We start from the raw sequence: 23517 nt of genomic DNA on the forward strand, positions 1-23517 counted from the left end.
AAAAGCAAAGCCTTTCAGGGGAGGGATCTCTATACTGTTTCTCAGACCATGCTGCCCTGATGGGCGGCCATTTTCATTAATTCGCCAAGCGCGTGGAGAGTAAAAATGCGACATCCTTTAGTGATGGGTAACTGGAAGTTGAACGGCAGCCGCCACATGGTAAACGAACTGATTGCCAACCTGCGTACCGAACTGGCGGGCGTTTCAGGCTGCGGCGTGGCGATTGCGCCGCCGAACCTCTACCTGGATCTGGCAAAACACGCCGCTGACGGCAGCCACATCATCCTCGGCGCGCAGAACGTTGATACCAACCTCTCTGGCGCGTTCACCGGCGAAACCTCCGCTGAAATGCTGAAAGATATCGGCGCTAAATACATCATCATCGGCCACTCTGAGCGTCGTACTTACCACGCTGAATCCGATGAGCTGATCGCGAAAAAATTCGCCGTGCTGAAAGAGCAGGGTCTGGTTCCGGTGCTGTGCATCGGTGAAACCGAAGCGGAAAACGAAGCGGGTAAAACCGAAGAAGTGTGCGCGCGCCAGATCGACGCCGTGCTGAAAACGCAGGGCGCGAGCGCGTTCGAAGGCGTGGTTATCGCGTACGAACCCGTTTGGGCGATCGGTACCGGCAAATCTGCTACCCCGGCGCAGGCTCAGGCCGTGCACAAATTTATCCGTGACCACATTGCTAAAGCCGACGCGAAAGTGGCTGAGCAAGTGATCATCCAGTACGGCGGTTCTGTTAACGCCAGCAACGCGGCAGAACTCTTTGCCCAGCCGGATATCGACGGCGCGCTGGTTGGCGGTGCTTCCCTGAAAGCCGACGCCTTCGCAATGATCGTTAAAGCTGCTGAAGCCGCTAAACAGGCGTAATGCTGCTGTTACCCTCTCCCGCCCGGGAGAGGGTCTCTTCTACAATTTCCCCAGTACTTTAAACCACGCGTAATCAAGCGGCAGCAACAGCAGATAACTCACCAGCGCCAGCGCCAGGCAGAGCAGCATCCCCGCGCGCGCAGGCACTTTACCGAGCGCCATCGCCACCACAATCGGCGAAGCCTGATAGGGCAACAGCGGCGTCGAATAGCCCAGCACCTGAATCATAATCACCGACAGCAGCGGGAAACCGGTAGCGTCGGCAAAGCTTTGCGCCAGCGTGGTAAACAGCGCCGGGACGCCGTTGGCGGTCATAATAAAATTGAGCGCGGTGGTAATGCCGGTGAGCGCGAGAAAACTGGTGAATGGGCGTTCAGCATCAAGCGGCATCACATGCAGCAGCGCCTCGCCCACCGCGCTACCGATACCGGTTTGCGTCACGGTGATCGCCAGCCCCAAAATCCCCGCGACATAGATGCAGGTGCGGATATTTACTCCGCTGGAGAACTCATCGCCGGAGATAAAGCCAACGCGCGGCAGCAGCGTAACGAAAGCGGCTGCCAGCCCGGTCCACGCCGGGCCAATGCCGTGCCAACTCTCCGTTACCCACAGCGTCAGCACCACCGCCAGCAGCCACGCGAGACGCTTCTCATCCCCGCTCATCGGCGTAGAAGGCAGCGCTTCGCGCATCGCCTGCGGTTTACCGGGAAAGAGCCAGCAGATCAGGCTAATCAGGATCGCGCCTTTCAGGATCCCCAGCACCGGCGTGTGCAGCAGCAGATAAGGCAAATAGTTGAGATGGATACCGTAGGAGCCTTCCGCCGCGCCGCTCATCACCAGATTGGGAACGTTGGCAGGCAGAATGGTTGCCGAAAGCTGGAAAGTGCCGAAACCCACCGCCAGCGCCAGGCCATACCACGCGCGCGTGCCCTCATTGATGCCAGCGCGTGCCGCCATCGCTGCGACAATGGGCATTAACAGCGCAATTCGCCCCATGTTGGAGGGCATAACAAACGCCAGTGCATAGCTGAGCAGCACCACGCTTGCCACCATCTGCGGCCAGGAGCCGGTCATCTTCGCCGATAGCGCCCGCGCCGCGCGATCCGCCAACCCGGTCTTACGGATAGCCACGCCGAGCACAAAGCCGCTAAACACCAGCCAGAAAGCGGACGAGGCAAAACCGCCAAAAATCACCTCCGGCGGCGCGATTTTCGCGATCATCGCAGCGGTGAAAAAGAGCAGCGCGGTGATGAACTCCGGCAACAGCGACGTCGCCCAGAGAATAATGGTGATACCGACAATGACAGAGGGAAGGAACAGAGGGTGCGAAAGCCAGAGCGACATGCCTGTCTCCTGTAGATTTTTTCAGCAAGTCTACGGGGACAGGCAGAGTGAGTAAATGCGAATTATGGTGGGGTTATTTGAGGATCTCGCACTGATGATCCTGAATCTCTTCCGCCGATGCGCGGTTTAGCGCCAGCAGATTTCGCTCTGTCGCCAGCAGCACAAACGAGCGGTCCGACTGCTGCGCCAGTGCCAGCGCAAAGCGCCCCATATGTGCTTTCGCGTCCGGCACCTCTTCCGCCAGCATCAGGAAGGGGCTGCGCTGCGCCAGCTCTGCCGCCGTTACGCGCCGGGCTAAATACTCATGCCCAAGCAGCCCGCCGGGGAATGCCAGCCACTGGCTACTGATGCGCCCGGCATTCTCATCGAGCTTTTCGCGCACGTCGGTACGCAGGCAAGAGATATGAATATGGAAATGGTTCTGCGTGCGGCCAGAGCGGGAGTTAATCGCCAGCGAGACTGCTTCATCCGGGATCGGGCTGCCGCGGCGGGTGCTCATCACATCCCGTGATTGCCAGGACTGCCAGAAGAAGTTCGGCGTCGCAGGCTTAAGCAGTACCGGGCTTTCGGTGCCGTTAATCAGATAGGTGGGCATTAACAAATACTGCAACGGGCCGTTGCGGTCCTTCATTAACACATAGCCGTTTTTGAAATTAACCTGCTCGCAGGGTGCGGGGTTGTTGTGATTACGCATATTGGGCAGGCACTGCTGAAAGACGATTTGGCGCAACGCGTCCGGGTTGCTGGTGAACTTCATCCAAATCCATACACCTGCGGCTGCAACGACAATCAGGACCAGCAGGGCAATCATAAGACGTTTAACAGTTTTCATTTTCCGCTTCCTTTGCTGAAAGAAACGGCATAATAGCGCAAAAATTAAACGAAGTGACACATCGATTTTGCCGGATAGCACTGACGCCATCCGGCTGGTTTAACAGTAAAAATTAGCGTTTGCTGATCTCATCAAAGGTGCCGCCGTTGGCGAAGTGCTCTTTCTGCGCCTTGCTCCAGCCGCCGAACACATCATCAATGGTGAACAATTTCAGTTTCGGGAATTCGCTGGCGTACTTCGCCGCAACCTGCGCATCACGCGGGCGGTAGAAGTTCTTCGCGGCAATCTCCTGCCCTTCTGGCGAGTAGAGATATTTCAGATAGGCTTCTGCCACTTTCTGAGTGCCCTTTTTATCCGCGACTTTATCGACCACTGATACGGTCGGCTCGGCGAGGATAGATTCGCTCGGCGTGACGATCTCAAACTTATCTTTGCCCAGCTCTTTGGTCGCCAGCAGCGCTTCGTTTTCCCACGCAATCAGCACATCGCCAATCCCGCGTTCCACGAAGGTGTTGGTCGCGCCGCGCGCGCCGGAGTCGAGCACTTCGACATTTTTGTACAGCGCTTTAACAAACTCCTGCGCTTTAGCCTGATCGCCGCCGTTCTGATGCAGAGCGTAGCCCCAGGCCGCCAGGTAGTTCCAGCGTGCGCCGCCGGAGCTTTTCGGGTTCGGCGTGATAACGGAGACGCCCGGTTTTACCAGATCGTTCCAGTCATGAATCTGTTTCGGATTGCCTTTACGTACCAGGAAGACAATGGTCGAAGTGTAGGGTGCAGAGTTGTCGGGCAGGCGTTTGATCCAGTTTTTATCGATACGACCGCGTTCGGCAATCGCGTCAACGTCATAGGCCAGCGCCAGCGTTACCACATCGGCGTCAATACCGTTGATAACCGAGGTCGCCTGTTTGCCGGAGCCGCCGTGCGACTGGCGGATCACCACATTGTCGCCGGTCTCCTGTTTCCAGTGCGCGCTGAACGCTTTGTTGTACTGCTCGTACAGTTCACGCGTCGGATCGTAAGACACGTTCAACAGTTGGATATCTTTTGCCAGTAGGCTGCTGGAAGCCAGCAGCAGCGTTAAGCCCACGCCCCATTTATTCATTGCCCGCTCTCTTCGGTTGTCAATTTTGATGACACCAGCCTGCCAGAAAGGGATCCGATGATTAAAGAATAAAAAAAGATTGGCTATAACTTTGAGGAATATCTTGCGGTAAAAAAACGCCCTCAGCAGCGAGGGCGTAGTGCGGATTAGTAGAGCTTTTTAGCGCAGTCCAGCCAGTCGCCTTTGAACGGACGCTTCATATTTTCAATCGCGTCGATGATGTCATGATGCACCATTTTTTCGTTTTGGATGCCGACGCAGCGACCGCCGTAGCCCTGCAGCAGCAGATCGATAGCGTAGGAACCCATGCGGGAGGCAAGAATGCGGTCGTAAGGCACCGGCGAACCGCCACGCTGGATGTGGCCCAGCACGGTCGCGCGAGTTTCGCGCTGCGTTTCGCTCTCAATGTACTTCGCCAGCTCGTCGATATCGCAGATGTGCTCGGTGATCGCCACAATCGCGTGTTTTTTACCTTTGGCGATACCGGCTTTGATCTCGGCTACCAGGTCTTCGCGGTTGAACTCCACTTCCGGCAGAACGATAAACTCACACCCACCGGCAATGGCTGCGGCCAGGGTCAGATCGCCGCAGTAACGGCCCATCACTTCAACGATGGAGATACGCTGGTGTGAAGAGGAGGTGTCGCGCAGGCGGTCAATCGCTTCAACCACGGTTTGCAGCGCAGTGAAGTAGCCGATGGTGTAGTCGGTACCGGCAACGTCGTTATCGATGGTGCCCGGCAGACCGATGCATGGGAAGCCCATTTCGGTCAGGCGCTTTGCGCCCATGTAGGAGCCGTCGCCGCCGATAACGACCAGCGCGTCAATGCCGCGCTTTTTCATGTTTTCGATAGCCACGGCACGGATATGCTCTTCGCGGAACTCCGGGAAGCGGGCAGAGCCGAGGAAGGTACCGCCGCGGTTGATCATGTCAGACACGCTGTAGCGGTCGAGCTGGATCATCCGGTCTTCATACAGGCCCAGGTAGCCGTCGTAGATACCTGCAACTTCCAGACCTTCTGTTAATGCTGCACGGACAACGCCGCGGATGGCGGCATTCATGCCTGGCGCATCACCGCCGCTTGTCAACACACCGATTTTTTTAATCATGACTACCTCTGAACTTAGGAATGCAAAATAAAATTCTGTGGCCCGAAGCAACTCCCACGGGGAGCGAACAACAATGCTGCAAATAGTATCTCAATCCACTACTGCTGAATTGATTCAGGTCAGGCGAAATGGGGGTATTTTATACACAACCGCACTGCCTGACCCACACTTAAAAAACGCGTTACGAAAGCCTCTGCGGGCTTATCGTCCTTGAGGAACAACTGAGCACGGATCCTGATGAATAATCACATCGGAACCGGGGAAACGGCGCAAAATCGCCTGCTCTACCTGTTCAGCGACAAGGTGCGCCTCAACCAGCGGCAGGTGATCGTCCATTTCCAGATGTATTTGAATAAAGCGGGTCGGCCCTGACTGCCGCGTGCGAAGATCGTGAGCGCCTCTGACGCCCGGCCAGGAAGTGACAATATCAACAATTTCCTGACGCTCTCCATCGGGTAGTGCGCGATCTAGCAGCGCCTGTACCGCCTCATACCCCATACGCAACGCACTGTACAAGATATAGCCGCCGATACCCAGCGCAAACAGCGCATCCGCCCGGTGCCAGCCATACCACGCCAGCCCAAGCGCGATGAGAATAGCGCCGTTCATCATAACATCAGACTGATAATGAAGCATATCCGCGCGCACCGCCTGGCTGTGTGTTTTGCGCACAACCCAGCGCTGAAAGGTGACCAGAATCACGGTGCTGATCAGCGCCACCAGCGTGACGGCAACGCCAATTCCCGCACTCTGCAAGGGCTCCGGCCGCGCAAGGTGCTGAATGCCGGTTAAAAAGAGGAACAGCGCGGAGCCGGAGATAAACATACTCTGCGCCAGTGCGGCTAACGACTCGGCTTTGCCGTGCCCGAACGTATGCTCCTCATCCGCCGGTTGCAGCGAATAGCGCACCACCAGCAGGTTGGTGAGCGACGCGGCGATATCCACCAGCGAATCGACCAGCGCCGCCAGAATACTGACCGAACCGGTATGCCACCAGGCGAAAATTTTAATCACCAGCAGCAGCGACGCCATGATGGTTGCCGCCATTGCCGCCCGTGTGACCAGCCGTCCATAAGATGCTTTCATACACGCTCCTGCTTGTCGTTGGCGGAATTATAACGGATAGCAAAAGGAGCAATGGAGAAAATAGGGGCAGGAATTGCGGGCAAAAAAAACCCCCACATCATGTGGGGGAAGACAGGGATGGTGTCTATGGCAAGGAAAAACAGGGGTTGTTACCTGGTACTGCTACTACTCATTACCGTCAACGGGGAGCTTTTTTGCATCTGCGCAACGTTACGCAGCTTTGCCATCCGTTGTTGGTGCTTCTGGTTTAAAACCGCTTGCTGCTCCGGCGTTAGCAGGTGGTACATCTGGTTGCGGACTTTCGCCATCTCAACCTGGCGAGCGACCTGCTCCTGCGCCATTTTTTCTGCCTGAGCGCGTACAGCGGTTTCATCAAATTTATCTGCGGTGACAAGGCTGTGCATTGTCTCCATTTCGCTAACATTAACAGGTGGCTGGTCGTGCCGCGCCTGTGTCATCAGATCCCGCATCTGCTGGCGCTGATGTTCGGTCAGATTAATACCGTCGAACATATGGCTCTGAACACTGCGCTGTGCAATCCCCTCAGTGGGGTGCCAGTTATCGCCTGTTACGGCTTCAGCAGCCTGGCTAACAGCGCTTAATGTCAGCGTTGAGGCCATGACGGCAGCGGTAACGATGCGCATCATTTACTCCAGTAACCTATTTGTCTCACGAGTGAACGAAAATCAGTCTACGATTCAGGCTGCAAACATGCGTCAGGGGGTGTAAAACAACGTAAAGTCATGGATTAGCGACGCTTGATGACGTAATTTCTGCCTCGGAGGTATTTAAACAATGAATAAAATCCTTTTAGTAGATGATGACCGAGAGCTGACTTCCTTGTTAAAGGAACTTCTCGACATGGAAGGTTTTAACGTGCTCGTTGCCCATGACGGTGAACAGGCGCTCGACCTCCTTGATGACAGCATCGATTTGCTTTTGCTCGACGTGATGATGCCGAAGAAAAACGGCATTGATACCCTTAAAGAGCTACGCCAGACACACCAGACACCGGTAATCATGCTTACAGCCCGCGGCAGCGAGCTGGATCGCGTTCTCGGCCTTGAGCTGGGCGCGGATGACTATCTCCCGAAACCCTTTAACGATCGTGAACTCGTGGCGCGTATTCGCGCGATTTTGCGCCGCTCCCACTGGAGCGAACAGCAGCAGAACAGCGACAGCGGTTCGCCAACGCTGGAAGTAGACGCGCTCAGCCTCAATCCTGGCCGCCAGGAAGCGAGCTTTGACGGCCAGTCGCTGGAGCTTACCGGCACCGAATTTACTCTGCTCTACCTGCTGGCTCAGCATTTAGGCCAGGTGGTGTCGCGTGAACACCTGAGCCAGGAAGTGCTGGGTAAACGCCTGACGCCGTTCGATCGCGCCATCGACATGCATATCTCCAACCTGCGCCGCAAACTGCCGGAGCGTAAAGATGGGCATCCGTGGTTTAAAACCCTGCGCGGTCGCGGTTATCTGATGGTCTCCGCTTCATGATAGGAAGTTTGACCGCCCGCATCTTCGCCATCTTCTGGTTAACCCTGGCGCTGGTGTTGATGCTGGTATTGATGGTGCCAAAGCTGGACTCCCGCCAGATGACGGAGCTGCTCGACAGTGAGCAGCGCCAGGGTCTGATGATTGAACAGCATGTGGAAGCGGAGCTGGCTAACGACCCGCCGAACGATCTGATGTGGTGGCGCAGGCTGTTTCGCGCCATCGACAAATGGGCGCCGCCCGGTCAACGTCTGCTGCTGGTCACCAGCGAAGGGCGCGTGATCGGCGCGGAGCGCAGCGAAATGCAGATCATCCGCAACTTTATCGGCCAGGCCGATAACTCCGATCATCCGCAGAAGAAAAAGTATGGCCGCGTCGAAATGGTGGGCCCCTTTTCCATTCGCGACGGGGAAGATAACTACCAGCTCTACCTGATCCGTCCTGCCAGCAATTCGCAATCTGACTTTATCAACCTGCTGTTCGACCGCCCGCTGCTGCTGCTGATCGTCACCATGTTGATCAGTTCACCGCTGCTGCTGTGGCTGGCGTGGAGCCTGGCAAAACCGGCGCGTAAGTTGAAAAATGCGGCGGATGAGGTGGCGCAAGGCAACCTGCGCCAGCATCCGGAGCTGGAAGCCGGGCCGCAGGAGTTTCTCGCCGCCGGGGCCAGTTTTAACCAGATGGTGAGCGCGCTGGAGCGCATGATGACCGCGCAGCAGCGTCTGCTGTCGGACATCTCTCACGAGCTGCGCACGCCGCTGACGCGCCTGCAACTTGGCACCGCGCTATTGCGCCGCCGTAGCGGAGAGAGCAAAGAGCTGGAGCGCATTGAAACCGAAGCGCAGCGGCTGGACAGCATGATCAACGATCTGCTGGTGATGTCGCGCAACCAGCAGAAAAACGCGCTGGTCAGCGAAACGGTCAAAGCCAATCAGCTGTGGCATGAGGTGCTGGATAACGCCGCGTTCGAAGCCGAGCAGATGGGCAAATCCCTGACGGTCACCTTCCCGCCCGGGCCGTGGCCGCTGTATGGCAACCCCAACGCGCTGGAGAGTGCGCTGGAGAATATTGTCCGCAACGCGCTGCGCTACTCCCACACCAAAATCGAAGTAAGTTTTGCGGTGGATAAAGAGGGCATCACCATCAACGTTGATGACGACGGTCCTGGCGTCAGCGCAGAAGATCGCGAGCAGATTTTCCGTCCCTTCTACCGAACCGACGAAGCGCGCGACCGCGAATCGGGCGGCACTGGCCTTGGGCTGGCGATTGTCGAAACGGCAATTCAGCAGCATCGAGGCTGGGTGAAAGCGGACGACAGCCCGTTAGGCGGTTTACGCTTAACCCTCTGGCTGCCGCTCTATAAACGCGCATGATAACGCGCCCTCTCCTGCCGGAGGGGGCGTTTTTTTATCCGCGCAGCCGCCGGGCGTTATCCTCAACCTTGCCGCTCAGGCGCCGCTTCTGCATCGTGCGCGTCCAGCTTGCCGATAACCCCGCCGCCGCGAGCAGGCGCTGATACTGCTCATCATCAAACGGTTGATACCAGGCGATCGCCGCGGCCTCATGAACGCTAACATCGCTTACCCTTGATACCAGCTCTAACGGCGCGTCAGCGGCGACTTTGCCTGCGGCAATCACCCGGTAGAGCCAGCCCATGCGACCGCTCGCCTGCATCTGCGTGGCCATATCCTCAATGCCGAAGTGGTAGTTGAGCTTAAAGCAGGGCGAGCGCGGCTGCGTCACCTGAATCAGCGTCTCGCCCCAGCGAAAGATATCGCCGATAAAGACATTCTGTTCCGTCAGCCCGACGGTAGAGAGGTTTTCGCCGAAGGCGGGCGCGCAAAAGAGTGCGGCCTGTTGCGGGAAGGCTTGCGCCCAGTGCGTGTAGTGTTCACGCGGATAGTGGCACAGCGCGCGATCCGCCCCGCCGTGGTAGCTTTTCTCTGCCTGCTCATCGCCGGCAAGGCCCAGTTCGGTCAGGGTCAACTCCCCCTGCACCTGCAATTTGGCGATGGCGCTCGGTCGGCTGCCGTCATAATCCCTTATCTTGCCCCTGAAAACGTTAACCTGATGGCGCATCTTCCCTCCCGGAATTCCGTTGTTGGTCGCGTTATTAGAGCACACTTTTTTCTCACCCGAAGCGGCGAAAATGAGACATTCATGCGCGTGTCTGACGCCATGCCGTGTTATCACTTACCTTGAGTTTTGAAACGCAATTTCATTAAACGAGGAGAGAGCGACGTGGCCACTACAGTTCCATTTTCCGGCGTCTGGTGCCCTTCCATCACGCCGATGGATCGTGAAGGGAATATCGATCTGGCAGGCTTAGCGCAACACATTGCCCGCCTGAACGCGGCAAAAGTCGATGTCGTGCTACTAATGGGCAGCATCGGGGAGTTTGCCTCGTTCTCGCTGGAGGAGCGCTTAATGCTTATCCGCGAAGCGCGGGAGATGTCGCCGGGCACGCTGGTAGCAAACGTCTCCTCCCCCTGCTTTTCCGATGTGGTGCGCATGGCGCAAGAGGCGAGGCGCGTCGGGTATGACGCGGTGATGGTGCTGCCGCCCTATTACTACGGGCAGACCAGCGGGCAGTTATTGCACTACTTTCGCGCCATCGGCCAGGCGGTTGAGGGCAAGTGGTTCGCCTACAACTTCCCGGCGCGCACCGGCTGCGATTTAACGCCGGAGCTGGTCGCCACCCTGGCCGCCGAGTTTCCTGATTTTGCTGGCATCAAAGATACGGTCGATTGCCAGTCCCACACGCGGAACATGATCCTCGCCACCCAGGCGGTACGTAGCGATTTCGCCGTGTTGAGCGGCTACGACGAGTACTACATCCCGAACTTGCTGGCAGGCGGCGCAGGGGTGATCTCCGGGTTGAATAACGTCATGCCAGAGCTATTTGTGCAGGCGAGAGAAGCCTGGCGCACCGGCGATCTCGATGGGTTGAGCAAAGCGCAGCAGGAGATCGGCAAGTTTATGGCGATCTACGCCATCGGGGATGATTTCGTCACCACCATCAAAACCGTGGTATCACGTAAATTTGGCTACTCGACGCCCGTCTCGCGCAACGTCGGCGGCACGCTCAGCGACGCGCAGTGCGCCATCGTCGACCAGGTGTTTAGTATCACCTCGCGAAGGTAAACCGCAGGCAATAAAAAACCCCCGACGGCGAAGCCGGACGAGGGTTGACCTCACGCAAGCGTGGGGGAGTGTGCGAACTTATTTTTTAGCGGCGAAACGTGCTGCTGCTTCGTCCCAGTTCACCACGTTCCAGAACTCTTTAATGTAGTCCGGGCGGCGGTTCTGGAATTTCAGGTAGTAAGCGTGTTCCCACACATCCAGGCCGATGATCGGGAAGCCGGATGCGCCAGAGATCGCTTCACCCATCAGCGGGGAGTCCTGGTTTGCGGTAGAGACCACAGCCAGTTTGTCGCCTTTCAGCACCAGCCATGCCCAGCCGGAACCGAAGCGGGTTGCAGCGGCTTTTTCAAATTCAGCTTTGAAGTTGTCCACGGAACCGAAATCGCGCTCGATAGCCGCTTTCAGATCGCCCTGCAGGGTAGTGCCGACTTTCAGGCCTTTCCAGAACAGGCTGTGGTTAGCGTGGCCGCCCGCGTTGTTACGCAGTACGGTTTTCTTGTCGGTCGGCAGCTGGTCCAGCTTGGTGATCAGCTCTTCAACCGGCAGGCTTGCGAACTCCGGCAGGTTTTCCAGCGCGGCGTTAGCGTTGTTTACGTAGGTCTGGTGATGTTTAGTGTGATGGATTTCCATCGTCTGCTTGTCGAAATGAGGCTCAAGGGCATCATACGCATACGGCAGAGCGGGCAGTGTATAGCTCATTTTCATCTCCATTTTTAGTCTGGCGGCTTAATTGTTAACGCCGCGTAAGCAGTTGGATCATTATAGTTAATTACGTGATATTGAAAATGTTTATCAATGCCGTAGTTTCTATAAGGTTATCTATTTTAGTTATGTTCTTGAAATTGTGAAGCTGCTCATTCCCATCATGCCCTGATTGCCAGCGCCAGGCGCAGCGCGGCAATCGTCTCAAGGTTAAATCGTTTACTGATTTTTACACTCTGCAAGTCGGCGACCTCTGTCGGCCATAAAAACAAAAGGAGTGCACAATGAGTAACGCGATTACGATGGGTATTTTGTGGCATTTGATAGGCGCGGCCAGTGCTGCCTGTTTCTATGCCCCGTTCAAAAAGGTCAAACAGTGGTCATGGGAGACGATGTGGTCGATAGGCGGCCTTGTCTCCTGGATAGTCCTCCCCTGGAGCATCAGCGCGCTGTTACTGCCCGATTTCTGGGCCTATTTCAGCTCGTTTAATGCCTCCACCCTGCTGCCGGTGTTTCTCTTCGGCGCGATGTGGGGCGTTGGCAATATCAATTACGGTTTAACGATGCGCTATCTCGGCATGTCGATGGGCATCGGTATTGCTATCGGCATCACGCTGATTGTCGGCACCCTGATGACGCCGGTGCTCAACGGCACTTTTGGCGTGCTGATCCATACCGAAGGGGGCCGGATGACGCTGCTTGGCGTACTGGTTGCCCTGATTGGCGTCGGCATTGTGACGCGCGCCGGGCAGTTGAAAGAGCGCAAAATGGGCATCAAAGCCGAAGAGTTCAATCTGAAAAAAGGGCTGGCGCTGGCGGTCATGTGCGGCATCTTCTCGGCAGGGATGTCCTTTGCGATGAACGCTGCCAAACCGATGCACGACGCCGCTGCGGCGCTGGGCATCGATCCGCTCTACACCGCGCTGCCAAGCTATGTGGTGATCATGGGTGGCGGTGCGCTGGTCAACCTTGGCTTCTGCCTTATCCGCCTGGCAAAAGTGAAGAATTTATCGGTCAAAGCGGACTTCTCACTGGCAACGCCGTTGATTATCAGCAATATCCTGCTCTCCGCGCTCGGCGGGCTGATGTGGTATCTGCAATTCTTCTTCTACGCCTGGGGCCACGCCCGTATTCCGGCGCAATATGACTACATCAGCTGGATGCTGCACATGAGTTTCTACGTGCTGTGCGGCGGCATTGTCGGGCTGGTGCTGAAGGAGTGGAAAAACGCCGGACGCCAGCCGGTCAGCGTGCTGAGCCTCGGCTGCGTGGTGATTATTATCGCGGCCAATATTGTCGGCCTCGGTATGGCGAGCTAATCAGGCAGCGGCGCGACTGCGATGACGCCACTGTCCTGGCGTCATCCCCACTTCGCGGCTAAAGACCACCGAAAAGTAGTTACTGTCCTCAAACCCGCACTGCATGGCGATGTCGCCAATCATCTGCTCCGAGTGCTGGAGCAGATATTGCGCGTGGCAGATGCGCAGCTGGCGCAGATAGTGGTTGATGGTCATGCCGGTCTGGGAGCGAAACTGCTGGCGCAGGGCGCGCTCGCTGCACTGCTCCTGCTCGCAAAACTGTTCAAGCACAAAGCTGCGATTCAGGCTGCCGGAAAGGGCGGTAATCAGCTTATCCAGCAGCGCTTCGCTGTGGGTGGCGGCAAGGTTATCGGCGGCGAAACGGTGGCGTTTTAAGGTCATCACCAGCTGGGCAAAGAGCGTTTCCGCCATTCCATTCGCCAGCGGATCGCTCTTATTGCTCTCATGCTCCAGCTGGGCAATCACCTGGCGGGCCTGCGTCATGCCGCTGCTGCCGATACGCCAGTGGGGGCTCCACGCGCCGCCGCTAAAGCCCGGAATCAGCCCCGCCCAGTCGAGATTAAGCGTCAGCCGCTCCGGGCAGTAGATGATGTTCTGCAACACCAGATCGTTAACCGAGGCGTAAGAGTGGCAATCCTCGGCGCGGATATAGAAGAGATCGCCGCGCGTAATGCGGTACGGGCGGTTGTTGAGCACATGCAGGCCATTGCCGCGCCACACCATCACCAGTTCATTAAACTCGTGGGTGTGTTCGGCAAACACATGTTGCGGGTAGCGATCCGCCACCGCCACCGCCTGACCGGCGCGCGGAAAAAAGTCGTCCCGACGAAGAATAAGCTGGCCTGTCACATCATCACCTCTGCGTGCACTAACCTGACATTATTAGCCAAAGCGCAGCCAAAAATCGGTGATTCTCTTCTCGTTACTGAAGCAGCGTATCGCGCCCCTGGCGGATCTCGCGCGGAGACCAGCTAAACTCGCGGCGAAACAGGGTCGAAAAGTGGTTACTGTCGCCAAACCCGCAGCGAAAAGCGATATCCGTTACGCTCTCATCGCTGTGGCGCAACATATGGCGGGCTTTGATCAGCCGCAGGCGGTTCAGATAGCGCTGCGGTGTCATGCCGGTGGTCTGTTTAAGCTGGCGATGCAGCGTGCGCAACGAGAGCGTGAAGCGCTCGGCAAGCGACGCCCAGCAGATATCCTCCGCGAAGTGATCCTCCAGCCACAGCAGCAACTGGTTAAGCCGCGCATCGCTGTTGCCCATCTCCGCCTGCTGGCTGCTACGGCGCAGCAGCACCAGCAGCTGCATAAAGAGCATTTCGCGGTTAGCAATATCGTGAGTTTCCAGTTCCGCGCCCTGCGCCTCCATCTGGCTGATAATGCCGCGCACCTGCCCCAGCGTCTGCTGGCTCACCCGCCAGTGCGACGGGTAGTGCCCCTCCTGCTCCTGCGGTAACAGCTGGTTTAACCCGGCAAGAAACTGGAAAGCATCCGGCGAGCGGTAGAGCACGTTGGTCAGGCAGAGATTATCGGTGTGTTCATAAAGATGACGGTCATGATCGCGCACAAAGCAGACCGTGCCGCCGCTGATGGTGTAAGGCTGACCGTTAAAGACGTGAATGCCGGAGCCATGCTCAACAATCACAATCTCATGAAAATCATGATGATGCTCAGGGAAAGCCGCCTGCGGCAGCCGCGGCTCAATGGCAACCGGTGATTTACCTGGCGGAAAGAAATCAACGCTATGCAGTATGGTCATGATCGCCCCAGCAAATGAGAAACAGTCTCAAAATAGTAATTAAGGGCGGCCAACCTCACCTTTAATTTTCGACACCATTTCGCGCATAAGCTGCCCGTTTTTCAAGAAACGCCCGGAAAGATCGGGAAATGTGGCGAGAGTCACAATGGCGCAACGCCGCGTCATCACTGGAATTTGTGAACTCTCTCACGTTCATCTTTGCTTTCTTGCCAGCGCCCCTTCGCCGCTGTCAGTAGCAAGAAGGTAGACCCCACGCCCCTTTTTTAGACTGTCCGCAATGACTCTTTGAAGGACCTCATCATGACTTTTCGCCACTGCGTCGCGGTTGATTTAGGTGCCTCCAGCGGACGGGTAATGCTGGCGCGTTACGATCGCCAGAGCCGGGCGCTGACACTTCAGGAAATTCACCGCTTTGTTAACTGCTTACAGAGAGTCGACGGCTTCGACTGCTGGGATATCGACCGCCTTGAAGCCGAGATCCGCACCGGGCTGCAAAAGGTGTGCGAATCCGGCGTGCAGCCTGACAGCATCGGCATTGATACCTGGGGCGTCGATTATGTGCTGATTAACCGCGCGGGCGAACGCGTCGGCCTGCCAATCGCCTACCGCGACAGCCGCACCGACGGCATTATGCAGCGCGCTTTCCAGCAGCCGGGCAAAGCCGATATCTATCGCCGCAGCGGCATCCAGTTTCTCCCCTTCAATACTCTTTACCAGCTGCGCGCACTGGCGGAACAGCAGCCGCACACCGTAGAGCAGGTGGAACACGCCCTGCTGATCCCGGACTACTTCAGCTTCCGCCTGACCGGGCAGCGCAACTGGGAGTACACCAACGCCACCACCACGCAGCTGGTCAATATCAACACCGACAACTGGGACCCCACGCTGCTCGACTGGGCTGGCGTGCCCGCAAGCTGGTTTGGTACACCAACCCATCCGGGGAATGTGATTGGCGACTGGATCTGCCCGCAGGGCAACGCCATTCCGGTCGTCGCCGTTGCCAGCCACGATACCGCCAGCGCGGTGATCGCCTCGCCGCTGGCCGATAACGATGCGGCGTACCTCTCTTCCGGCACCTGGTCATTAATGGGCTTTGAGAGCAAAACGCCCTACACCAGCGACGCCGCGCTCGCCGCCAATATCACCAATGAGGGCGGTGCCGAGGGGCGCTATCGGGTGCTGAAAAATATCATGGGCTTATGGCTGCTACAGCGGGTGCTGAAAGAGCAGAACATCAGCGACCTGCCCGCACTTATCGCCCTTACCGAACAGATTGCGGTCTGCCGCTTCATCATCAACCCCAACGATGAACGTTTTATCAACCCGGCGAATATGAGCGCCGAGATCCAGGCTGCCTGCCGCGACGCGGATCAACCCGTGCCGCAGAGCGCGGCGGAACTGGCACGCTGCATCTTCGACAGCCTCGCCCTGCTCTATGCCGATGTGCTGAGCGAGCTGGCAACCCTGCGCGGCAAGCCCTTTACCCGCCTGCACATTGTTGGCGGCGGCTGCCAGAACCAGTTGTTAAACCAGCTTTGCGCCGACGCCTGCGGTTTGCCGGTGGTCGCCGGGCCGGTTGAAGCCTCAACGCTCGGCAATATTGGCGTACAGCTAATGACGCTCGATGAGCTGACCAACGTCGATCAGTTCCGTCAGGTGGTGGCGGCTAACCACCCCCTGCTCACCTTTACCCCCGATTCTGATAATGAAATCGCCCGCTATGTCGCGCGTTTTCAGCAAAAACGACAGACAAAGGAGCTTTGCGCATGACCACTCAACTTGAACAGGCCTGGGAGATTGCCAGAGAGCGTTTTGCCGCGGTCGGCATCGACGCCGAGGAGGCGCTGCGTCAGCTCGATCGCCTGCCGGTCTCGATGCACTGCTGGCAGGGCGACGATGTGGCCGGGTTCGAAAACCCGGAAGGCAGCCTGACTGGCGGCATCCAGGCCACCGGTAACTACCCGGGTAAAGCGCGCAACGCCGCCGAATTACGCGCCGATCTTGAGCAGGCGCTGAGCCTGATCCCCGGCCCTAAACGCCTTAATCTGCACGCGATTTATCACGAAGCCGATGCGCCCGTGGCGCGCAACGAGATCAAACCAGAGCACTTTAAAAACTGGGTTGCGTGGGCGAAAGCCAACAAGCTGGGGCTCGATTTTAACCCCTCCTGCTTTTCGCACCCGCTCAGCGCCGACGGCTTTACCCTCTCCCACGCCAATGATGAGGTGCGCCAGTTCTGGATTGATCATGTTAAAGCCAGCCGCCGCGTCTCGGCCTCGTTCGGCGAGCAGCTCGGCACGCCGTCGGTGATGAATATCTGGGTGCCGGACGGCATGAAGGATGTCACGGTCGATCGCCTGGCCCCGCGCCAGCGTCTGCTGGCGGCGCTCGATGAGGCGATGAGCGAGAAACTGAACCCGGCGCACCATATCGATGCCGTGGAGAGCAAGTTGTTCGGCATCGGTGCCGAGAGCTACACCGTCGGCTCGAATGAGTTCTATATGGGGTACGCCACCAGCCGCCAGACCGCGCTCTGCCTGGATGCGGGCCACTTCCACCCGACGGAAGTGATCTCCGACAAAATCTCCGCCGCCATGCTCTATGTGCCGCGCCTGCTGCTGCACGTCAGCCGCCCGGTGCGCTGGGACAGCGATCACGTGGTGCTGCTGGATGACGAAACCCAGGCCATTGCCAGCGAGATCATTCGCCACAAGCTGTTCGATCGCGTGCATATCGGCCTCGACTTCTTTGACGCCTCTATCAACCGTATCGCCGCGTGGGTGATTGGCACCCGCAATATGAAAAAAGCGCTGCTGCGCGCCCTGCTGGAGCCGGTTGAACAGCTGCGCCAGCTGGAAGTCGACGGCGATTACACCGCGCGCCTTGCGCTGCTCGAAGAGCAGAAATCCCTGCCGTGGCAGGCGGTGTGGGAGATCTATTGCCAACGCCACGACACCCCCGCCGGTAGCCAGTGGCTTGAGAGCGTGCGGGCATATGAGCAAGCGGTATTACGCCAGCGCCAGTAACGCTGTGCCGGATGGCGGCTTACGCCTTATCCGGCCTACAAAAGAGGCGCACCGCTTAACGAATGCTGTGCCGGATGGCGGCTTACGCCTTATCCGGCCTACAAAAGAGGCGTACCGCTTAACGAATGCTGTGCCGGATGGCGGCTCGCGCCTTATCCGGCCTACAGAGAAACCGATTCACGTAGGCCGGATAAGCGCAGCGCCATCCGGCAACAGAACCAACAGGAACTCCATACATGCAGACCATTATTAACGCCTGGTTCGTCCAGGGGATGATTAAAGCGACGACCGACGCCTGGCTAAAAGGCTGGGACGAGCGCAACGGCGGCAACCTGACCCTGCGTCTCGACGATGCGGATATTGCGCCCTATGAAGCAGATTTCCACCCGCAGCCGCGCTACATTCCCCTCAGCCAGCCGATGCCGCTGCTCGCCAACACGCCGTTTATCGTTACCGGCTCCGGCAAATTTTTTCGCAACGTGCAACTCGATCCAACGGCCAACCTCGGCGTGGTCAAAGTCGACAGCGACGGCGCCGGTTATCACATCCTGTGGGGGCTGACTAACGAAGCGGTGCCCACCTCCGAACTGCCGGCGCACTTCTTGTCCCACTGCGAGCGCATCCAGGCGACCGGCGGCAAAGATCGGGTGATCATGCACTGCCACGCCACCAACCTTATCGCCCTGACCTACGTGCTGGAAAACATCTCGGATCTGATTACCCGCAAGCTGTGGGAAGGGAGCACCGAGTGCCTGGTGGTCTTCCCGGACGGCGTCGGCATTCTGCCGTGGATGGTGCCGGGCACCGATGAAATCGGCCGCGCCACCGCCAACGACATGCAGAAACATTCGCTGGTGCTGTGGCCATTCCACGGCGTTTTCGGCAGCGGCCCGACGCTGGATGAAGCTTTTGGTCTGATCGACACCGCAGAAAAATCCGCCGAGGTGTTAGTCAAAGTCTATTCGATGGGCGGTATGAAACAGACCATCACCCGTGAAGAACTGATCGCACTGGGCAAACGCTTCGGCGTCAACCCGCTGCAATCGGCGTTAGACCTGTACCACTAAAAAAACGCGCCCCGCTCACGCAGACGGGGCGAACTCTGTTCACCTGCAAAAACCACTCCCTGTGATTTCGGCAACACGAAAGCGAACGGGAGTGTCATCCGTGGAGTACGAGCAATGAAAACAAAAGCAAGCTTGATCCTCACAGTTGTCATGATGGCGTTATCCGGTTCCGCCATCGCCGAAGTGAAAATCGCCCTGGTGGCGAAATCGTTAGGGAATGGTTTTTTTGAAGCCGCCAACACCGGCGCGCAGGAGGCAGCGAAAGAGTTAGGCGACGTTAAAGTGATCTACACCGGGCCGACCACCACCACCGCGGAAGCGCAGATCGAAGTGCTGAACGGCTTGATCGCCCAGGGGGTAGATGCGATCGCCATCTCCGCCAACGATCCGGACGCGGTAGTGCCAGTGCTGAAAAAAGCGATGCAGCGCGGTATCAAAGTAGTGTCGTGGGACTCCGGCGTGGCGAAAGCCGGGCGGCAGATCCATCTTAACCCCTCCAACAACGCGCTGATTGGCGAAACCAACGTCAAGCTTGCCGCCGATGCGCTGAAAGCGCTGAATGTTGAGAAGGGCGACGTCGCTATTCTGAGCGCCACGCCCACCTCCACCAACCAGAATATCTGGATTGCGGAGATGAAAAAGGTGCTGCCGAAGTACCCCTCCGTCAATCTGGTCACCGTCGCCTATGGCGACGATCTCTCCGATAAAAGCTACCGCGAAGCGGTCGGCCTGCTGAAGTCCTACCCGGATCTGAAAGTGATTGTTTCCCCCTCCTCCGTCGGCATTGTCGCCGCCGCGCAGGCGGTGAAGGATCAGGGCAAAATCGGCAAAGTCTACGTTACCGGTCTCGGCTTGCCCTCTGAAATGGCGGGTGCCATCAAATCCGGCGCGAGTAAAAGTTTTGCCATCTGGAACCCGATCGATCTCGGCTATGCTGCTACCTATTTAGCAAACGATCTGGTGAAAGGGACGGCGACGAAAACGGAAGCCAGCATGGGCCGCTTAGGGAAAGTGACGCTGGATGCCGACGGCAATGGCGCGATGGCGCAACCCTTCGTCTACGATGCCAGCAATATTGATAAGTTCTCGAAGATGTTCTGACCCTTTCCCCTCTCTGACGGGAGGGGGCAAAACCGGAGAGTTATCATGACGGCATCCACCCCACTGCTGTCGCTTAAGGGCATCAGCAAGCGCTTTCCCGGCGTGCGCGCACTTGAGAACGTACAGCTTGATCTCTGGCCTGGCCACGTAACCGCCCTGATTGGCGAGAACGGCGCGGGCAAATCGACGCTGGTCAAAGTGATGACCGGCATTTATCAGCCCGATGAGGGCGAGATCCTCTATAAAGCGATCCCCATCTCTCTGCCGACACCCGATGCGGCACACAGAGTGGGCATTACCGCCATTCACCAGGAGACGGTGCTGTTCGACGAGCTGTCGGTCACCGAAAATATTTTTGTTGGCCATTATCTCTATAAAGGGCTGTTGAAAAAGCTCGACTGGCCCGCCATGCATCAGCAGGCGCGGGCCATCCTCGCCCGGCTGGAGGTGCAGATCGATCCGCGCGCGACGCTTAAAACCCTCAGTATTGCCCAGCGTCATATGGTGGCGATTGCCCGCGCGCTCGCCTTTGACGCGCAGGTGGTGATCCTCGACGAGCCGACCGCCGCCCTCTCGCAGCACGAGATCCTGGAGTTCTACCACATCGTTGAGCGCCTGAAGCAGGAGGGCAAAGCGATCCTCTTTATCTCGCACAAGTTCGATGAAATTTTCGAACTGGCGGATCACTACACCATTTTGCGCGACGGCGTCTTTATCGAATCCGGTGCTATCAACGAGATTACCGAGGCGCGGATGGTGACGCTGATGGTCGGGCGCGCCATCAGCCAGAGCTGGCCGAAAATCGCCTGCGAGCCGGGCGAAGTGGTGCTGGAGGTGAAGGATCTCTGCCATGCCACCGAGTTCGCCCATATCAACTTCAGCCTGCGCAAAGGGGAGATCCTCGGCTTTTATGGCCTGGTGGGTGCCGGACGTACCGAGCTGATGCAGGCGCTCTGCGGCGTAACGCGTCCCGCTTCTGGCGACATTATCCTTAACGGCAAAGCGGTGCAGTTCCGCCAGCCGGCGGATGCGATTCAGGCCGGGATTGTCTGCGTGCCGGAAGAGCGTCAGCAGCAGGGGGCGATCACCGCCCTGTCGATTGCCCAGAACATCAGCCTGCCGCAACTGAGCACGCTCAACGCCAACGGGGTGCTGAACGATACCAAAGAGTGGGCGCTGGCGGAGGAGTACGCCCGCCGTTTGCAGGTTAAAGCCTTTAGCTGGAAGCAGGCGGTTGAGACGCTCTCCGGTGGCAATCAGCAGAAAGTGGTGATCGGTAAGTGGCTCGCCACCCAGCCGCAGGTGATTATTCTCGATGAGCCAACCAAAGGGATCGATATCGGTTCGAAAGCGGCGGTGCACCAGTTTATGTCCGAACTGGTGGCGCAGGGGCTGGCGGTGATTATGGTCTCCTCCGAACTGCCGGAAGTGATGGGCATGGCGGATCGGGTGATCGTCATGCATGAAGGGTTGATGGTCGCGCACTACCGGGCCGGAGAAGCGTCGGCAGAAACCATTGTCAGCGCCGCCAGCGGTGCCGGGCAGGAGGCCGCATGATGAACGCACTGCTTAAACATCGTGAAGCGCTGCTCGGCGCGGTGATTGTGCTGCTGATGCTGGCAATCGGCAGCCGCGTGCCCGCCTTTATCAGCCCCGGCAACCTGGTAGAGATGTTCAACGATACTGCCATCCTGATCATTCTCGCCCTCGGGCAGATGATGGTGCTGCTGACCAAAGGGATCGATCTGTCGATGGCGGCAAACCTGGCGCTCACCGGCATGATCGTCGCGCTGATTAACTTCCATCACCCGGATGTGCCGGTGTGGGCGTTGCTGCTGCTGGCAACTGCGCTCGGGCTGCTGATGGGGATTATCAACGGCCTGCTGGTATGGAAACTGGGTATTCCGGCGATTGTGGTGACGCTCGGCACCATGAGCATCTACCGCGGCATTATCTTTCTTCTCTCCGGCGGCGGCTGGGTGAACGCCAACCAGATGAGCGCCGATTTCCTTGCCGTGCCGCGCAGCGGGTTGTTGGGGCTACCGGTACTGAGCTGGTGCGCCATCGCCGCGCTGCTGCTGGTCGGCTACTTTCTGCGCTACAGCCGCAGCGGACGGGCACTCTATACCGCAGGCGGCAACGCCACGGCGGCCTACTACACCGGCATCAACGCCGGCAAGATGCAGTTTGTCAGCTTCTGCCTCTCCGGCGCGCTGGCCGGGTTCTGCGGCTACTTGTGGATCTCGCGCTTCGCCGTCGCTTATGTCGATGTCGCCAACGGCTTTGAGCTACAGGTGGTAGCCGCCTGTGTGATTGGCGGCATCAGCACCATGGGCGGCAGCGGGCGCGTGCTCGGCTGTCTGTTTGGCGCGCTGTTCCTCGGCGTTATCAACAATGCCCTGCCGGTGATTGGCGTCTCGCCCTTCTGGCAGATGGCGATCTCCGGCACGGTGATCGTGATTGCGGTGCTGCTCAACGAGCGTGGCAATAAGCGCAAAGGGCGATTGATCCTGCGCGATGCGGCGCTGGCCCGGCAGAAACAGGCGGTGAAATCATGAGCAAAATCCTCACTTCTGAAGCGGTAAATAGCCCAGCTGCGCCGACGCCACTCTTGCGTCGTCTGCTCTGCTGGGAGGGGTTTTTACTGGCGGTGACGCTGGCGGTGTTTGTAGTCAACGCCCTCGCCTCGCCCTACTTCCTTAATATCTGGAACCTGTCAGATGCCACCTTCAACTTCACCGAGAAGGCGATCATCGTGCTGCCGATGGCGATGCTGATTATCGCCAGGGAGATCGATCTCTCGGTCGCCGCCACCATCGCGCTCAGCTCAACGGCGATGGGCTTTTGCGCGCAGGCGGGCGTCGATACGCCGCTGTTAATCTGCGTGGGATTGGGCGTCGGTTTGCTGTGCGGATTATTCAACGGCTTTCTGGTGACCCGCTTCAACCTCTCATCGATTGTCATCACCATCGGCACCATGAGCTTGTACCGCGGCATCTCCTACATCCTGCTGGGCGACCAGGCGCTGAATAGCTGGCCGGAGAGCTTCGCGTGGCTCGGCCAGGGCTACGTCTGGGGCGCGCTATCGTTCGAGTTTGCGCTCTTTATTGTGCTCGGGCTGCTGTTTGCCTTTCTGCTGCACAAAACCAACTTTGGCCGCCGCACTTACGCCATCGGCAATAACCCGACCGCCGCGTGGTATGCCGGGATTAATGTGAAGCGCCATAACCTGATCCTCTTTGCGCTGGTGGGGTTAATGGCGGGGCTGGCATCGGTGCTGCTCACGTCGCGCCTCGGCAGCACGCGCCCAACTATCGCGCTGGGCTGGGAGCTTTCCGTAGTGACAATGGCGGTGCTCGGCGGCGTCAATATTCTCGGCGGCTCCGGCAGCATGGTCGGCGTGATTATCGCCGCCTTTTTGATGGGGCTGGTGACCTTTGGCCTGAGCCTGCTCAACGTGCCGGGGATCGTGATGTCGATTATTGTCGGCGCGATGCTGATCGTGGTGATTTCACTGCCGATCCTCACCCGCCGCCTGTTGCAGCGCAGGCGGCTGTAGCGC

General features: G+C 58.0%; 21 protein-coding genes and 1 pseudogene. 12 read left to right on the forward strand and 10 right to left on the reverse strand.

All coding sequences use genetic code 11. The features are described 5' to 3' along the window. Positions 1-105 precede the first annotated feature (105 nt). Entirely contained in the window at positions 106-873 is a 768-nt protein-coding gene (gene tpiA / locus ABIC80_RS22260; RefSeq protein ID WP_429178597.1) for a triose-phosphate isomerase, read from the forward strand. A 39-nt stretch (positions 874-912) separates the two neighbouring features. Here tpiA and ABIC80_RS22265 read toward each other — a convergent pair whose 3' ends face one another. From ABIC80_RS22265 to cpxP, 6 genes are all read right to left on the reverse strand, one after another. Then, positions 913-2217 (reverse strand): SLC13 family permease, encoded by a 1305-nt coding sequence (locus ABIC80_RS22265; protein ID WP_042717034.1) that lies wholly within the window; start codon positions 2215-2217, stop codon positions 913-915. Between the two features lie 73 nt (positions 2218-2290). After that, the gene (locus ABIC80_RS22270; protein ID WP_429178599.1) at positions 2291-3049 is read right to left on the reverse strand and encodes a CDP-diacylglycerol diphosphatase; all 759 of its coding nucleotides are present in this window, start codon (positions 3047-3049) and stop codon (positions 2291-2293) included. 112 nt (positions 3050-3161) lie between these two features. Beyond that, positions 3162-4151, reverse strand: coding sequence for a sulfate ABC transporter substrate-binding protein (locus ABIC80_RS22275; protein WP_279794791.1), 990 nt, complete (start codon positions 4149-4151; stop codon positions 3162-3164). 146 nt (positions 4152-4297) lie between these two features. Continuing rightward, complete coding sequence (pfkA, locus tag ABIC80_RS22280; protein WP_023479317.1) at positions 4298-5260, reverse strand: 6-phosphofructokinase; 963 nt, start codon at positions 5258-5260, stop codon at positions 4298-4300. 201 nt (positions 5261-5461) lie between these two features. Further along, entirely contained in the window at positions 5462-6346 is an 885-nt protein-coding gene (gene fieF / locus ABIC80_RS22285; RefSeq protein WP_094422585.1) for a CDF family cation-efflux transporter FieF, read from the reverse strand. A 149-nt stretch (positions 6347-6495) separates the two neighbouring features. Beyond that, positions 6496-6990, reverse strand: coding sequence for a cell-envelope stress modulator CpxP (gene cpxP, locus ABIC80_RS22290; protein ID WP_023479354.1), 495 nt, complete (start codon positions 6988-6990; stop codon positions 6496-6498). Positions 6991-7141: 151 nt separating this feature from the next. Here cpxP and cpxR point away from each other — a divergent pair, with 151 nt between their 5' ends. Continuing rightward, positions 7142-7840, forward strand: a complete 699-nt coding sequence (gene cpxR, locus ABIC80_RS22295; protein ID WP_034812606.1) for an envelope stress response regulator transcription factor CpxR — start codon at positions 7142-7144, stop codon at positions 7838-7840. Continuing rightward, entirely contained in the window at positions 7837-9210 is a 1374-nt protein-coding gene (gene cpxA / locus ABIC80_RS22300) for an envelope stress sensor histidine kinase CpxA (protein ID WP_054804135.1), read from the forward strand. Before cpxR ends, cpxA begins: the two co-directional genes overlap by 4 nt. Here cpxA and yiiM read toward each other — a convergent pair. Next, a pseudogene (gene yiiM / locus ABIC80_RS22305) lies at positions 9175-9916 on the reverse strand (6-hydroxyaminopurine reductase). The gene cpxA and the pseudogene yiiM sit on opposite strands and share 36 nt — an antisense overlap. Positions 9917-10078: 162 nt before the next feature. Here yiiM and ABIC80_RS22310 point away from each other — a divergent pair. Beyond that, positions 10079-10981: a dihydrodipicolinate synthase family protein gene (locus ABIC80_RS22310; RefSeq protein WP_429178601.1), complete on the forward strand. Its 903-nt coding sequence runs from the start codon at positions 10079-10081 to the stop codon at positions 10979-10981. 78 nt (positions 10982-11059) lie between these two features. Here the strand turns inward: ABIC80_RS22310 and sodA are convergent, their stop codons facing one another. Beyond that, entirely contained in the window at positions 11060-11680 is a 621-nt protein-coding gene (gene sodA / locus ABIC80_RS22315) for a superoxide dismutase [Mn] (RefSeq protein ID WP_023479369.1), read from the reverse strand. 287 nt (positions 11681-11967) lie between these two features. On the opposite strand from sodA, the gene rhaT reads away from it, so the two are divergent. Further along, a complete protein-coding gene (gene rhaT, locus ABIC80_RS22320) occupies positions 11968-13002 on the forward strand; it encodes an L-rhamnose/proton symporter RhaT (RefSeq protein WP_270222563.1) in 1035 nt (344 codons plus the stop codon). On the opposite strand, the gene rhaR is transcribed toward rhaT, so the two are convergent. Together rhaR and rhaS (ABIC80_RS22330) are read right to left on the reverse strand one after the other, a co-directional pair. Continuing rightward, a complete protein-coding gene (gene rhaR / locus ABIC80_RS22325) occupies positions 13003-13851 on the reverse strand; it encodes an HTH-type transcriptional activator RhaR (RefSeq protein WP_023479373.1) in 849 nt (282 codons plus the stop codon). A 73-nt stretch (positions 13852-13924) separates the two neighbouring features. Next, positions 13925-14761 (reverse strand): HTH-type transcriptional activator RhaS, encoded by an 837-nt coding sequence (gene rhaS / locus ABIC80_RS22330; protein WP_023479306.1) that lies wholly within the window; start codon positions 14759-14761, stop codon positions 13925-13927. Between the two features lie 300 nt (positions 14762-15061). Between rhaS (ABIC80_RS22330) and rhaB the strand changes: the two genes are divergently transcribed. The 7 genes from rhaB to ABIC80_RS22365 all read left to right on the forward strand — a co-directional run bounded on the left by rhaB (position 15062) and on the right by ABIC80_RS22365 (position 23514). Next, entirely contained in the window at positions 15062-16531 is a 1470-nt protein-coding gene (gene rhaB, locus ABIC80_RS22335) for a rhamnulokinase (RefSeq protein WP_263753578.1), read from the forward strand. Continuing rightward, entirely contained in the window at positions 16528-17787 is a 1260-nt protein-coding gene (locus ABIC80_RS22340) for an L-rhamnose isomerase (protein ID WP_263753580.1), read from the forward strand. Before rhaB ends, ABIC80_RS22340 begins: the two co-directional genes overlap by 4 nt. Positions 17788-18023: 236 nt before the next feature. Continuing rightward, positions 18024-18854 carry a rhamnulose-1-phosphate aldolase gene (rhaD, locus tag ABIC80_RS22345; protein WP_429178603.1) on the forward strand — a complete coding sequence of 277 codons (831 nt, stop codon included), beginning with the start codon at positions 18024-18026 and terminating at the stop codon, positions 18852-18854. A gap of 114 nt (positions 18855-18968) precedes the next feature. Continuing rightward, positions 18969-19955 carry a rhamnose ABC transporter substrate-binding protein gene (gene rhaS / locus ABIC80_RS22350; RefSeq protein WP_023479368.1) on the forward strand — a complete coding sequence of 329 codons (987 nt, stop codon included), beginning with the start codon at positions 18969-18971 and terminating at the stop codon, positions 19953-19955. A gap of 45 nt (positions 19956-20000) precedes the next feature. Then, on the forward strand, positions 20001-21512 hold the full coding sequence (locus tag ABIC80_RS22355; protein ID WP_429178605.1) for a sugar ABC transporter ATP-binding protein: 1512 nt from the start codon (positions 20001-20003) through the stop codon (positions 21510-21512). Continuing rightward, complete coding sequence (locus tag ABIC80_RS22360) at positions 21509-22513, forward strand: ABC transporter permease (protein WP_242389194.1); 1005 nt, start codon at positions 21509-21511, stop codon at positions 22511-22513. The genes ABIC80_RS22355 and ABIC80_RS22360 overlap by 4 nt, the downstream gene beginning before the upstream one ends. Next, positions 22510-23514, forward strand: coding sequence for an ABC transporter permease (locus tag ABIC80_RS22365; RefSeq protein ID WP_094422601.1), 1005 nt, complete (start codon positions 22510-22512; stop codon positions 23512-23514). The genes ABIC80_RS22360 and ABIC80_RS22365 overlap by 4 nt, the downstream gene beginning before the upstream one ends. The last annotated feature ends 3 nt before the right edge of the window (positions 23515-23517 follow it).

This window comes from Kosakonia sp. 1610, assembly GCF_050435845.1.
GTDB lineage: Bacteria > Pseudomonadota > Gammaproteobacteria > Enterobacterales > Enterobacteriaceae > Kosakonia > Kosakonia cowanii.

Excerpts from the sequence above, each read along its gene's own strand:
- tpiA (WP_429178597.1), top strand. The coding sequence starts at position 106 with ATGCGACATCCTTTAGTGATGGGTAACTGGAAGTTGAACGGCAGCCGC.
- ABIC80_RS22265 (WP_042717034.1), bottom strand. The coding sequence starts at position 2,217 with ATGTCGCTCTGGCTTTCGCACCCTCTGTTCCTTCCCTCTGTCATTGTC.
- ABIC80_RS22270 (WP_429178599.1), bottom strand. The coding sequence starts at position 3,049 with ATGAAAACTGTTAAACGTCTTATGATTGCCCTGCTGGTCCTGATTGTC.
- ABIC80_RS22275 (WP_279794791.1), bottom strand. The coding sequence starts at position 4,151 with ATGAATAAATGGGGCGTGGGCTTAACGCTGCTGCTGGCTTCCAGCAGC.
- pfkA (WP_023479317.1), bottom strand. The coding sequence starts at position 5,260 with ATGATTAAAAAAATCGGTGTGTTGACAAGCGGCGGTGATGCGCCAGGC.
- fieF (WP_094422585.1), bottom strand. The coding sequence starts at position 6,346 with ATGAAAGCATCTTATGGACGGCTGGTCACACGGGCGGCAATGGCGGCA.
- cpxP (WP_023479354.1), bottom strand. The coding sequence starts at position 6,990 with ATGCGCATCGTTACCGCTGCCGTCATGGCCTCAACGCTGACATTAAGC.
- cpxR (WP_034812606.1), top strand. The coding sequence starts at position 7,142 with ATGAATAAAATCCTTTTAGTAGATGATGACCGAGAGCTGACTTCCTTG.
- cpxA (WP_054804135.1), top strand. The coding sequence starts at position 7,837 with ATGATAGGAAGTTTGACCGCCCGCATCTTCGCCATCTTCTGGTTAACC.
- sodA (WP_023479369.1), bottom strand. The coding sequence starts at position 11,680 with ATGAGCTATACACTGCCCGCTCTGCCGTATGCGTATGATGCCCTTGAG.
- rhaT (WP_270222563.1), top strand. The coding sequence starts at position 11,968 with ATGAGTAACGCGATTACGATGGGTATTTTGTGGCATTTGATAGGCGCG.
- rhaS (WP_023479306.1), bottom strand. The coding sequence starts at position 14,761 with ATGACCATACTGCATAGCGTTGATTTCTTTCCGCCAGGTAAATCACCG.
- rhaB (WP_263753578.1), top strand. The coding sequence starts at position 15,062 with ATGACTTTTCGCCACTGCGTCGCGGTTGATTTAGGTGCCTCCAGCGGA.
- ABIC80_RS22340 (WP_263753580.1), top strand. The coding sequence starts at position 16,528 with ATGACCACTCAACTTGAACAGGCCTGGGAGATTGCCAGAGAGCGTTTT.
- rhaD (WP_429178603.1), top strand. The coding sequence starts at position 18,024 with ATGCAGACCATTATTAACGCCTGGTTCGTCCAGGGGATGATTAAAGCG.
- rhaS (WP_023479368.1), top strand. The coding sequence starts at position 18,969 with ATGAAAACAAAAGCAAGCTTGATCCTCACAGTTGTCATGATGGCGTTA.
- ABIC80_RS22355 (WP_429178605.1), top strand. The coding sequence starts at position 20,001 with ATGACGGCATCCACCCCACTGCTGTCGCTTAAGGGCATCAGCAAGCGC.
- ABIC80_RS22360 (WP_242389194.1), top strand. The coding sequence starts at position 21,509 with ATGATGAACGCACTGCTTAAACATCGTGAAGCGCTGCTCGGCGCGGTG.
- ABIC80_RS22365 (WP_094422601.1), top strand. The coding sequence starts at position 22,510 with ATGAGCAAAATCCTCACTTCTGAAGCGGTAAATAGCCCAGCTGCGCCG.